This window comes from Rhodospirillaceae bacterium, assembly GCA_018660465.1.
Classification (GTDB): domain Bacteria; phylum Pseudomonadota; class Alphaproteobacteria; order Rhodospirillales; family JABJKH01; genus JABJKH01.
The window spans coordinates 1-12,297 of sequence record JABJKH010000107.1; the positions used below are offsets into that span (position 1 = coordinate 1).

12 protein-coding genes, 1 tRNA gene and 1 pseudogene are annotated in these 12,297 nt (G+C 51.7%); 7 read left to right on the forward strand and 7 right to left on the reverse strand.

Annotation, left to right across the window (positions count from 1 at the left end; all coding sequences use genetic code 11):
• Position 1: 1 nt before the first annotated feature.
• Positions 2 to 76, reverse strand: a tRNA-Val gene (locus HOM51_18240).
• 166 nt (positions 77 to 242) lie between these two features.
• Between HOM51_18240 and HOM51_18245 the strand changes: the two genes are divergently transcribed.
• From HOM51_18245 to HOM51_18275, 7 genes are all read left to right on the forward strand, one after another.
• Positions 243 to 1,094 carry an N-formylglutamate amidohydrolase gene (locus tag HOM51_18245; GenBank protein ID MBT5036458.1) on the forward strand — a complete coding sequence of 284 codons (852 nt, stop codon included), beginning with the start codon at positions 243 to 245 and terminating at the stop codon, positions 1,092 to 1,094.
• 3 nt (positions 1,095 to 1,097) lie between these two features.
• On the forward strand, positions 1,098 to 1,640 hold the full coding sequence (locus HOM51_18250; GenBank protein ID MBT5036459.1) for an N-acetyltransferase: 543 nt from the start codon (positions 1,098 to 1,100) through the stop codon (positions 1,638 to 1,640).
• 80 nt (positions 1,641 to 1,720) lie between these two features.
• On the forward strand, positions 1,721 to 2,719 hold the full coding sequence (locus tag HOM51_18255; protein MBT5036460.1) for a transglycosylase SLT domain-containing protein: 999 nt from the start codon (positions 1,721 to 1,723) through the stop codon (positions 2,717 to 2,719).
• A 44-nt stretch (positions 2,720 to 2,763) separates the two neighbouring features.
• Positions 2,764 to 3,708, forward strand: a complete 945-nt coding sequence (locus tag HOM51_18260) for an MOSC domain-containing protein (GenBank protein MBT5036461.1) — start codon at positions 2,764 to 2,766, stop codon at positions 3,706 to 3,708.
• Positions 3,709 to 3,736: 28 nt separating this feature from the next.
• Positions 3,737 to 4,561 (forward strand): isocitrate lyase/phosphoenolpyruvate mutase family protein, encoded by an 825-nt coding sequence (locus HOM51_18265; GenBank protein MBT5036462.1) that lies wholly within the window; start codon positions 3,737 to 3,739, stop codon positions 4,559 to 4,561.
• Between the two features lie 67 nt (positions 4,562 to 4,628).
• The gene (locus HOM51_18270) at positions 4,629 to 5,471 is read left to right on the forward strand and encodes a DMT family transporter (protein ID MBT5036463.1); all 843 of its coding nucleotides are present in this window, start codon (positions 4,629 to 4,631) and stop codon (positions 5,469 to 5,471) included.
• Positions 5,468 to 6,616 (forward strand): mandelate racemase/muconate lactonizing enzyme family protein, encoded by a 1,149-nt coding sequence (locus HOM51_18275; protein MBT5036464.1) that lies wholly within the window; start codon positions 5,468 to 5,470, stop codon positions 6,614 to 6,616. The genes HOM51_18270 and HOM51_18275 overlap by 4 nt, the downstream gene beginning before the upstream one ends.
• A gap of 20 nt (positions 6,617 to 6,636) precedes the next feature.
• On the opposite strand, the gene HOM51_18280 is transcribed toward HOM51_18275, so the two are convergent.
• From HOM51_18280 to HOM51_18305, 6 genes and pseudogenes are all read right to left on the reverse strand, one after another.
• The gene (locus tag HOM51_18280) at positions 6,637 to 7,329 is read right to left on the reverse strand and encodes a hypothetical protein (protein MBT5036465.1); all 693 of its coding nucleotides are present in this window, start codon (positions 7,327 to 7,329) and stop codon (positions 6,637 to 6,639) included.
• Between the two features lie 136 nt (positions 7,330 to 7,465).
• Positions 7,466 to 8,617: an acyl-CoA/acyl-ACP dehydrogenase gene (locus HOM51_18285; GenBank protein ID MBT5036466.1), complete on the reverse strand. Its 1,152-nt coding sequence runs from the start codon at positions 8,615 to 8,617 to the stop codon at positions 7,466 to 7,468.
• Between the two features lie 98 nt (positions 8,618 to 8,715).
• Positions 8,716 to 9,636: a DMT family transporter gene (locus HOM51_18290; GenBank protein MBT5036467.1), complete on the reverse strand. Its 921-nt coding sequence runs from the start codon at positions 9,634 to 9,636 to the stop codon at positions 8,716 to 8,718.
• Positions 9,633 to 10,481: an MBL fold metallo-hydrolase gene (locus HOM51_18295; protein MBT5036468.1), complete on the reverse strand. Its 849-nt coding sequence runs from the start codon at positions 10,479 to 10,481 to the stop codon at positions 9,633 to 9,635. The genes HOM51_18290 and HOM51_18295 overlap by 4 nt, the downstream gene beginning before the upstream one ends.
• A gap of 29 nt (positions 10,482 to 10,510) precedes the next feature.
• Positions 10,511 to 11,116 carry a glutathione S-transferase family protein gene (locus HOM51_18300; GenBank protein ID MBT5036469.1) on the reverse strand — a complete coding sequence of 202 codons (606 nt, stop codon included), beginning with the start codon at positions 11,114 to 11,116 and terminating at the stop codon, positions 10,511 to 10,513.
• Positions 11,117 to 11,273: 157 nt separating this feature from the next.
• A pseudogene (locus tag HOM51_18305) lies at positions 11,274 to 11,921 on the reverse strand (transposase).
• Positions 11,922 to 12,297: the final 376 nt, after the last annotated feature.

Genomic DNA, 12,297 nt, shown 5'->3' on the forward strand with positions numbered 1-12,297 from the left:
ATGGTGGGCGCGGTAGGGATTGAACCTACGACCCCCTCGATGTCACCGAGGTGCTCTCCCGCTGAGCTACGCGCCCTTGTTGTTGAGAGAAAATTATTTCTCTAACGGGCTCGGTTTGTAGTCCGAAACACTGGTCTTGGCAAGGCTCCGTATGAGAGAAGTTGTGTCCGTTAAATGTTGATTCGTCTAAGTAAAAAAATTTAAATTTTACCTTTCGTGCGAAATTGTGGTGGAATGGTTGAATGTCTATCGAAATTATCCGCCCAGCAGAGCAGACCGTCCCCCTCGTTTTCGCGTCTCCTCACAGCGGGCAACATTATCCAAATGATTTTATCGCCGCGTCGCGATTGGATCCGCTTAGTCTCAGGCGTTCGGAAGACGCGTTTATGGATGAGGTGTTTGCATCTGCATTGGAGCACGGCGCGCCCTTGCTCAGGGCTCAATTTGCGCGAGCCTATGTTGATCTAAACCGCGAAGCTTACGAACTTGATCCGGCGATGTTTGAGGGGGATCTGCCTGAATACGTCAACACGAAATCTGTTCGTGCTGCGGCTGGGCTTGGAACAATTGCTCGGGTGGTTTCTTACGGGGAAGAAATCTATCGCGATAAACTGACCTTCTCTGAGGCCAAGAAACGCATTGATACGTGCTATAAGCCCTATCACGAGGCGCTTCGTAGATTGGTTGAGTCAACGCGAGAAAAATTTGGTGTTTGTCTATTGGTCGATTGCCATTCCATGCCATCCAGCAGTTCTGAATCCCGCCGCGGCAAAGGGCAAAACGATATGGTCCTGGGGGACTGCTACGGCACGGCCTGTGGGCCACAGATCGTTGAACGCGCCGAACAAGTCTTGAGTGAGATGGGACTTAAAGTAACCCGAAACGACCCCTATGCTGGTGGCTATACGACCCGTCACTATAGTGCCCCCAAAGACGGCATCCACGTTCTACAGGTCGAAGTTAATCGCGCTCTTTATATGGATGAAGACCGCGTCGCCAGGGGCGAACGCCTGCCTCATTTGGTGCAGCAAATCAGCCACTTCATTCGTGCGCTGGTCGAACTCGACCGCAAAGTTCTTTTGGCCAGCATCTAACCGATGACTCTCGACGGCAACGCTCCCGTTCTTCGCACTGCGTCCGAAGACGATATGACGCGCATTCAGGAAATCTATGCGCATCACGTTATGCATGGCCTCGCCAGTTTTGAAGAAATTGCCCCAGATGTGATCGAAATTACCGGGCGCTTTCACGAGGTTACAGCCCAGGACTTTCCTTACGTGGTCGCAGAATTGGACGGTAAGGTTCAAGGGTATGCGTACGCCGCCCCATATCGGCATCGAACGGCCTACCGGTATTCAGTTGAAAATTCCATATATGTTGACCCGGAGTCGGTCGGTAGAGGCATTGGCCGACTTCTATTGGCGCACATCATTGAGCGGTGTACGCAGTTGGGCTATCGACAAATGATCGCGGTCATCGGCGATTCGGAGAACCATCCGTCGATAAATCTCCATAAAGCCCTGGGTTTCGAACATTCGGGCCTGCAGAAATCCGTTGGTTTTAAGTTTGGACGCTGGGTTGATTCAGTGTTCATGCAGCTCGATTTAGGCGATGGCGATACAACTCCTCCGGATTCCTGATCCTTTTTCATCTCTCAAACCGCAAAACTGGCACGCCTATTGCGTTGTATTGGTGTGGGTAAGGAGTATGTGGTTTGAGAATGAAACAGACACGATATCTAAGAGGGGTGCCAATGTTGGCATTTGTGCTGCTTGTAGGGCTGTTTTACAGCCTATCAAGTCCTGCACAAGCCCTTGAAAGTACTTGGAAAACCTGCGCGCGAGAAACGACTAAGGTCGAGCGCCGCGAAGGTATTCCGAAGCACCTTCTGGCCGCTATTTCGAGGGTAGAATCAGGCCGTTGGAACAAGCAACAACGGGCAAATATTGCCTGGCCCTGGACCGTTACGGCGGAGGGTGAAGGCCGTTTTTTCGATACCAAGCGCGAAGCGATCGAAGACGTCCATACGTTGATGGAAATGGGCATCACCAACATCGACGTCGGTTGCATGCAGATAAACCTATATTATCACGGCGACGAGTTCGACAATTTGGAACAGGCGCTTGAGCCGAAAGCCAACGTGGCTTACGCCGCAAAGTACCTCAAGAACATGTATAAACAAGCTCGCAATTGGACCAAAGCCGCAGGCTATTACCATTCGAAAACGCCGGACAAATTCCAACGCTACAAGGTAAAGGTTGTGAAATTCTGGAATGACATCCGGCGCGGTGGGCCAGAGACCATTGAAACGGCTGCCAAGCATACGCCGCCTACCGGGTTCGCCCGACGGCGCATGTCGCGGCGGGGATCGCTGATGATCGTCCGAAATAAAAATAATACCGGCGATAATTTGCGACATGTAAGCCTCAATCAAACTCGAACGCGGACCTTGAGCGATAAATTCCGCATCAATCGAGAAAAGCGGCTTGCCGCAGAAAACGAAGATGTACGTACCAATCAACTGGACAACTGGCGTAAATATCGTGGTAGCAGCGTGAACCCAGGAGTTTTCGCAAAAGCGCGACGCGCGGCGCTGGACGCCAAGCGACGGCAGGAACTGGTAGACATGGAAAAAACGGGCTCAGAAGTTTACTTCGAGAAACGCCGTCAATTCCAACTCAACAAATGGCGACGCGGTCGTGCAATAGCCCAGAATTAGGGTTAGGGTAAGACTCCAAACATCATCAAGAGTCCCCTGCACCCATGCAACTGCGCTCCGTCAACGTTGGTCGTCCCAAGCCTGTCGATTATGGTGGTAAGGTTTTTCAGACCGCCGTATTCAAAGACCCGGTTCAGGATCGGGTTCAGGTAACAAAGCACGTTCTTGAGGGAGATGGACAAGCCGACCTTGTCAGTCACGGCGGCGAATTTATGGCTGTCTATGCCTATCCCTTCGAACATTACGATCACTGGGCAACCGAACTCGACCGACAAGATTTTGTTCCTGGCCAGTTCGGTGAAAACCTGACGATAGAAGGGCTGTTGGAAGACGAGGTCTATATCGGTGACGTGTTTAAAATCAACGATGTCTTCCTTCAGGTTACACAACCCCGCTACCCCTGCTATAAGCTGGATATTCGGATGGGGCTCGCTGGCTTCAACCGAACCTTTCACGACAGCGCCCGCGTTGGCTTTTACTTCCGGGTTTTGGAAGTTGGTGACATTGGGGCAGGGGATAAGATTGAGAGGATCAGCACCGCATCCCAAGGTCTAAGCGTCGCTGATGTCTACAGGCTAATGTACACGGATACCGAAGATTTGGTCGGCGCGCGGACAGGCGCTGCGCTAGAATCTCTATCGCCCGAGTGGCGAGACAAATTCGCCAAGCGATTGGAAATGGAAGGCGAGCCGACCCGCGCAGATGTTTCCGGTAAAGAGAAAGAGGACCCCGATACCCTGGTCGTGACCTTCGAAGACACCGGTCAGGTCGTCGCCTGGAATCCAAAATATGAAAACCTGTTGGAATTTGCCGAGGCCCAAGGGCTGGATGTCGCGTTCGGATGTCGCGAAGGCAACTGTCATACCTGTGCCTGCGAATTGATGGAGGGGGAAGTCGAGTACGTGCAGGAACCCGAACTCGCTCCCGATGAAGGCGATGTCCTGATTTGTTGCGCGGTCCCCAAGACCGATGTCGTTATAGACTTATAGATTGGGAAAACGGGAGGAGTTCACAGACATGGTAACCCATGAAGAAAAGGCGCGGGTATTTCAAGCGCTTCACGAAAATCCAGGCTGTTTCGTAATTCCCAATCCGTGGGATCGTGGCTCAGCTCGCATGTTGGCGAAGCTGGGCTTTAAAGCCTTGGCGACAACCAGCGCCGGGTTTGATTTTGCTTCAGGCCGAGTGGATGGCACGGCGAGCCTTGATGAAGTCCTGGCCCATTGCAAAGATTTGTCGGAAGCGACGGATTTGCCGGTCAGCGCAGATATGGAGAATTGCCATGCGGACACAGGGGAGGGTATCGCCGAAACCATTCGACGTGCCGCGGCGACGGGTCTTGCAGGATGTTCTATCGAAGACTTGTCGGATGATCGGGATAATCCGATCTATGAATTCTCTGAGGCCGTGGATCGGGTTAGCGCCGCCGTTGAGGCTGTGCGCGCACTTCCACATCCCTTTACGCTCACGGCACGGGCCGAGAATTTCATTCGCGGCAACCCTGATCTTGATGACACGATCAAGCGCCTGCAGGCTTTCCAAGAAGCGGGTGCCGATGTGCTTTACGCACCGGGGCCTAAAACCGCCGATCAAATTCGAGACATTGTCACTTCTGTTGATCGACCGGTGAATGTTATTGCGGGCATTCCTGGTATGAACTTAACCGTCAACGAACTTGCCGACCTTGGCGTAAAACGCATCAGCATTGGATCAGGTCTGTTCCGCGTTGCCTTTGGCGCGGCCCTTAAGACAGCGCACGAAATCGCAGACCAAGGGACGTTCTCCATCGCCGACACTGCGGCATCGTTTGGGGAAATAAACCCGTTGTTTTTGGACGACTAGTGGTAGAGACACATAAATAGTGCCCGCATCGTTACAGTCTCAAAACGCCGTCAGGGCGATTATGTTTATGACCCTGGCGACGGGGTGCTCAAGCGCCATGAATGTTATAATTCGGCATTTGACGTTTTCATTGCATCCTGTGGAAATTGTTTTTTTTAGATGCTTATTCGGTTTGTTGGTCTTGCTACCGATATTTTTTCGACATGGCCTAACACCTTTAAAGACCAAACGTCATGGGCTGCATGTCGTTCGTGCGGCGCTGCAACTGGGCGGCATGTTTAGTAATTCCTTGGCCCTCAGTTTTTCGACAGTAGCCAAAGTTACGGCCATTAAATTTTCAGGTCCCTTGTTTGCTGTGCTTCTGGCAGTCGCGTTCCTTGGTGAGAAAATTCGCCTCCGCCGAATAGCTGCGACGCTGTTCGGATTTGCCGGTGTGTTGGTGATTATTCGACCTGGTTATGTGGGGCTGGATATGGGGGCGGCGATGGCGCTGTCATCCGCCGCCGCATGGGCGATGATTGCGATTGCCATTAAGATTCTGTCGCGAACGGAATCAAGCATAACCATTACTTTGTATATGTCTATTCTGGGAACGCCGGTCGCTTTTTTCTTTGCCCTACCGTTTTGGCAAAACCCGGACTGGATTCAGTTAGGCTGGATGCTAATGTTGGGGGGGCTAGGTAGCCTAGGTCATTACTGCTTCGCCGAAGCGTTCAGACATGGTGACGTCAGTATTGTCTCTCCCTTCGAGTTTCTAAAACTCATCTGGGTCGCCCTGCTGGGATACATCGCGCTTGGCGAACTCCCGGTAATCTGGACATGGCTTGGCGGTGCCATGATCTTTTTCTCAACTGCCTACATCGGCTACCGCGAACGCACGAAAAAATTAGACGAAGGAAACACCACATGAAGATCACCGAAGTCATCACACATCCCATTAAAGTAGATATTGAAATACCCAGTTGGACGGCGCACGAGATTAGCCGGAATGCAAGCATGATTCTGTTTGAAGTCCGAACAGATGAGGGCTTGGTCGGGTATGGGGAAGTGCAGGGTGGTCCGCAAAATACAATCTGTGATTTAGCGGCGAAGTTCGCAGAATGCATCATCGGCATGGACCCAATGGGGCATGTCGAAATCTGGGAGCGGTTGTTTTCCAGTCTAAGTCCGAGGCCTGGAGGCCTGGGCGACTGGGATGGCCTGCCATCACCCCTACCACGGAGCCAGCGCCCGCAAGCCATGGCCGCGATTGGAGGTATCGATATTGCGCTTTGGGACCTCAAGGGTAAGGCTGCCGGGCTGCCGGTTTATAAGTTACTAGGCGGCACCAGGACGAGCGTCTTCACGTATTCCACGGGCGGGTACTACGTACCAGGGGCGCCGTTGGAAGTCGTTGGTGAAGAAATGGCCAGCTACGTCGAAATGGGTTATCGAGCGGTAAAAATAAAGACCGGCGCACTGTCGTTGGAAGATGAACTGACGCGCGTTCGCGTGACCCGAGATGCGATTGGGCCGGATACGTTGTTGATGCTGGATATGAATGCGCCCTATGGGGTCGAAGATTGCATCAAGTTCGCAAATGCGGTCGCACCGTATGATATTTTTTGGTTGGAAGAGCCGCTGCATTGGCATCTTCAACCGGCTGATTATGTGCGCTTGGCAGCGGGCTCACCCATTCCGTTAGCTCATGGAGAACGAGAATGGACGCGGTTCACGATCCGCGATTTCATCAATTCCGGGGCGCTGAAATACGTCCAGTTTGATTCGACCCGTCATGCAGGCTTCACAGAGTCTTTAAGGATTGCCCACCTGGCGGAACAACAAGGTGTGATTATCGCGCCCCACACGGCACCGCAAATTCATGGCCATCTTGCTTCGGCATTTGCGGATGCGGCGTTCGGCGCTGAATCTCATGCGGCTCATGACCGCCGACCCTTTCAGCACCGTCTCTATTCCAAATCATCAGAGTACCGCGATGGCATGGTTCACCTGAACGACGATCCAGGATTTGGGATTGAGGTCAACTGGGAGTATCTCGAAACAATTAGGGCTTAATTATCGAGCCTTGGTATTTGCTACTTCAACTTCTTGAGCAAAGACTTCGCTTGCACCATGCACCCTTTCCCGACCATCCAGGCGGCCCCGTGTGCAGGTGTCGGTAGGTTGGATGGGGCGAGGTGTATGTTGATGGTCTTGGTCGGCATGCCTGAGATTTTAATTTTATAAGCCGCCCCGTCGGTGAGCGGTACGGAACCCGGCCATTTGAGCAGTTCAGTCCTTTTCGGCCACTTAACTTTTACTTTCGGACCGCCCGGCATTGGCAAGACCGAGAACTTTGCCCTTTTCCGGCTTTTTGTGCGCCAGAACTTAGCCGATTTCGCTTTTACGCAGTGGGCACCACGCCGTTTGACGTCAATCGCCCACGGATTTCGAGGGGGGGAGCCAACCCCGGAGCGAACCGTGCCAATTGAAGACTGATCCATGCTTTTCGGGCCAACGAGACGCGACAGCATTGCGATCATGCGTGTACCTCCCGACGCGGAAGCACCTCCTGCACTACTGCTTTTCGCTACAGGCAAGCCAGAGAAGGGGCCGGCAAGTTTAGTCACTTGGCCATCGTCGGCGATCAGGGTTAGCTTTACGTCTTTGCCAAGGCTTAACGGTTTAGCGCTGTCCAGAATTTGTCCGTTCTTAATTGTCGGGCTGGAAGATTCAATGACCACCAGTTGCCTGGCGCTCACTGACTGTCCAGCAACGACCGCACTCACGAGAACTCCTGCGAATATAATTTTTTTCATCGTTCGCCTGCTTGTCTTGGAAACCCTTACTGCCAATACTTAACCCTATCATGTTATCACTGAAAATGATCGCCGTCACTTGGTACGTGGAAAATGGACGACTCCGCTAAAATGATCGCGGCAACCCCAGCACATGCTCGGCAAGATAGGATAGGATCAGATTGGTGGAGATTGGCGCCACTTGATAAAGCCGGGTTTCGCGGAATTTGCGTTCGATATCGTATTCTTCGGCAAAGCCAAACCCGCCATGGGTTTGAATACACATGTCAGCCGATTGCCAAGATGCCTCCGCCGCTAACATTTTAGCCATATTGGCTTCCGCGCCACAGGGCTCGCCTACATCAAATAGTTCGGCTGCTTTCTCTACCATCAGGGCGGCGGCCTCAGTCGCGGCATAAGCGCGGGCGATGGGAAATTGAACGCCTTGGTTTTGACCAATGGGACGATCAAAGACAACCCGGTCATTGGCATAGGCCGTAGCCTTACCAATAAAGTACCGGCAATCGCCAATGCATTCGGAGCCGATGAGAATTCGTTCCGCATTCATGCCGTCGAGGATGTATCTGAAGCCCTTGCCTTCCTCACCCACCAGACTGTCAGCGGGGATGCGCACATTGTCGAAAAACAATTCGGTGGTGTGGTGATTAAACATGGTGCGTAAGGGATTGATGGTTAGGCCGTTGCCGACAACTTCGCGCATGTCCAACAGAAACACAGACATACCATCATGCGGCTTGGGTCCAGCATCTCGAGGCGATGTTCTAGCAAGCAGCAGCATAAGGTCAGAATGTTCGGTCCGCGAAATAAATACTTTTTGTCCATTCACGACATAGTCGTCGCCGTCCCGCACGGCGGTGGTCTTAATGCGGCTGGTATCTGTGCCGCTGGATGGTTCCGTCACGCCGAAGGCCTGAAGACGTAATGCGCCGGAAGCGATTCCTGGCAAGTAGGCTGCTTTCTGTTCAGCGCTCCCATGACGAAGTACCGTTCCCATCGTATACATTTGCGCATGACAGGCCGCGCCATTACAGCCGGATTTATGAATTTCCTCCATAATTACCTTGGCCGCACCCATGCCCAACCCGCTGCCGCCGTATTCTTCAGGGATTAAAACTGCCAGAAAGCCCGACTCAGTTAATGCCTGGACAAATTCTTTAGGATAGCCGCGGTCACGGTCGAGATCTCGCCAGTATTCACCGGGAAATTGACTGCAAAGGGCGGCGACAGCCTCGCGTATGTCGTTGTGGGGATCAGACATAAATTGAATAAACTCCTACAGATTTACTATTGAATCCTAAACCGTCCAATATGCCCCTTATCTATATTTTATAACCCCTTAAATTCAAACAATTCAGATTAAATATCGGTACTCGGTGGGGGTGGCGCTGGGGTCTTCTCGCTGCGGACTTTAATTTCACGATGGCCTGTATAAAGCGCTGCGCTGACGATGATGGTCGCACCGGCTAGGGTCCATACATCCGGCACTTCACCAAATATTAGAAATCCAATGAGTGCAGCGCCGATTAACCGGATGAACTGAATTGGCGATACAAAGGTTGCTTCGCCTGCGGCAAATGCCCGGACGACGCAGGTCTGAGCACAAATCATACTGCCACCCATGACAATCAATAGGCCCAATTGGGTTAATGTCAGTGCTTGCCAATAATAAAGTCCTGGCACCATAAATATAATACACCCGAATAAGCTGGGATAGACGAGCAGTGTTAAATGACGATCACTCCGCGTGAGTAATTTCACGCTGGTATGACTGGCCGCCCCGAAGGCGGCCCCCATCAATGCGATAATCACCGCAAATTCGATTTCCACAAAACCCGGCCTGATCATGACCAGCGCCCCTAAGAACCCAACGATCGTCGCGGTCCAACGTCTCCACCGTATGACCTCACCCAGAAACCAAATGGCGAGAAAAATCAGTAACAAGGGCCGCACAAAAGAAATGGCAATTGCGGCTGCTAAATGAAGGTGCGTCACGGCGTAGAAACTACAAAATAAATTTCCATTACCTGATACCATCCGGACCAGCAGGACCCAGGGGCGTTTGGGTATAAATACGGACTTGCCGCCCCGAAGCGCAAACGGCAAGACGAATAAGAATCCGACAACACTTCGGATAAAGACGATCTGAAATGTATCCAGTTCTTCGCCCAATACCTTGACGAACGTCACCGTCGCCGTAAACAAACCTACGGCTGCCAGCATCCAAAGTGCACCTGTAATATTACCCGAATGTGTCTGGGTTTGCGTCGTCTCCGTCACGGAGTGTCCACGCTGGGAAGCGTATCGCCATAATGGGATGGAAGAAACAGGACCTCTGTCTTCTTCGGCAAATCCCGCCGGCTGATCTGAAAGACCGGCGTCTTCAATTCTTTGATCCTATAGTGGGGTGCGGCAAGTTCTGTAAATTCCTGTTTCGATCCCGGAAAATGGTAATGCATAGGAAGAATAAGTTTGGGCTTTACGTCGGCGATCACTTTCATGACTTCTTCGTGGCTCATGGTTGCGTAACCGTCAATCGGTACCATCAAAATATCAATGCGTCCCATAAGGTCCAGTTGTTTCTTACCTAATGCATGATGCAGGTGTCCCAGATGGGCAATGCAAATCCCCGCAGATTCCATGACGAAGACCGAGCTATCGCTGTGCAGAACCTCTTTCAATTTCCACACGTTGGTCGGCACATTGTAGACCCGCATGTCCTTATATCGGATATCCACCGTGGCGACACTGCCGTCCGGGTTGGAACCGATAAGAGGAAACTTAATTGCGGGGTCAGGTCGATCGTCATAGTGGGTGCCCGCGGACGGGTTCATTGTGACGATGTCAGGAACGTAGGGCGGGGTGTGAAGGCCGTTGTAGTCCGTCGCCAGCGAAGTGCCACCCGGGGTCTCAATAAAAAACACCGCATGGCCAATGAAACTAATGTTCAGATGGTCGTTTCGGATCTTTGCTCTCTCAAACTTTGCCAACTGCAAGATCGCAGGAGATCGAACCAAGCCATGCATGCAGGCTCTCTCAAAGCCATATGCGGGCTGGCTATTGTCCGCGACGATGAAGACCAATATTGAAAGCAACAAATAAACTTTATTCCCGAAACCTGACATCGTTAGTCTTTCCAATGTTTCAGACCAGCTTAGGCTCCTGGTAACCCAGGCATAGAAATATAATTCGGTAACGCGCAAATTCGGTCAAACCATTTTGCTACATTCTTATAGGGTTCTACGTCGATATCGCCTTCACCAGCCAAGGCAGCGTAAGGATAGCATGCGATATCTGCCAAGGTCGGATGCCCAAGCGCCAACCAGTCGTTCGCTGACAAGCGGGCTTCTAAGATTTCCAATGCGGATCGTGCTCGCTCTTGTGCCAGTCCGAGGTCAGTTGTACGGCCGAATTTTATATGTGCTCTGGCCGTCATGCATCCCGATAACATTTCATGGGAGGCGAACGCTAACCACTGGGTAATCTCTCCTTGATCCACGGCATCGTCAGGCCACCATTGCCGATCAGGGTCGTATTGACCGGCGACATGGATCAGGATCGCCTGAGACCCCCATATGACGCGCCCGCCATCTTCCATTACCGGCACTTGGCCCAGCGGGTTTAGCTTTAGGAATTCAGCTGTCTTCTGTTCACCGGCTCGCAAATCAATGGCGACGCTTTGGTAGTCGAGGCCTAAGAAGGAAAGCAGCATCCGTACTTTATGGCTGTTGCCCGAAATAACAAATTCATACAGTTTCATGATGTCGCCCCGGGAACAGTCGAAAGTCAGATTAGGACTTACTTGTTTTTCTTTTTCGACCCTTAACAGCACCGCGCCCAACGGCAGGTTTGGGGGCTGGCTTGGGAACCGGTTTTTCCTTTGGAGTTTTTGCCTTAACTCTGCGTTTAGATCCTGGCTTGGGCCCTGGTTTTTGTTTCTTGAGACTTCGCCCCAAACTGCTTTCGATACCTTCGACAAACTCATCCGATCCCAACGGGCGCCCAGTTCGGCTATGCCGACGTAACGCATCCAGGCTTTTTTCACTCAATCCATCGCGTAGAAATGCATCCCAATTTTTTCTCTTTCTGAGAAGTGGCTTTGCTTGAACTAAAGCATCATTTTCACCCGCGAGATGCGCCCGAACGCTGCTCCATTTCCAATCCTTGATCCGGCGCCGAAGGCCTGAACGAACTGGATTCAATTCGACATAACGCGCCGCGTCCAAGACGTGGTCGGCTTCTAATGGAAATGACGAAAATCGCCCCTGCCATAGATGGCCATTCCACCCTTCGCGATCATTCACCAGCCGCGTGTAGCGTCGGTGTGCTTCGCCAATTGCAAGAGCCAGTCCGTCTTCCGTTTTTGGTATACAAAGTAAATTCGTATGATTGGGCATAAGGCTATAGGCCCAGACTTTGACCTTTAACCGACCACACCATTCAGCCATTAGGTCAATATAAGCCGCGTAGTCCTTCTCCCTAAGGAAGGTTTCCTGATTCCGATTGCCCCGTTGCACAACAAGGTGCGGGACACCGGGAACAACAACGCGAGCTAAACGAGCCATATCTAAACTTAACCGGAGTCGCACAAAAATTCAAAGAATGCTTGTAAGCCAGCGCAATTTTTTCGATGGAAAAATTTTAGCAGATACGAATTGTTTAAACGGCGTACTGTTCTGACGTGGTTTCAACTGGGGAATCTAGATCAGCGGCGTCTCTAATGGCATTAGCAATTTCGACGACATTAATTGGTTTCGTGAGATAACGCGTAAATCCTGCATCAATTCCCAGTTCAATCTCATGGACTGTCTAACGTCAGCGCCTATGGAACAAATTAGCGGGATTGCATAAGAGAGGATTTTTAGCTCATCGTAGTGACCGAAGGGAACGAAGATGAGACAGAAATCGCAGACACGTCAGACGGGTGCAGCCAAGGCAATC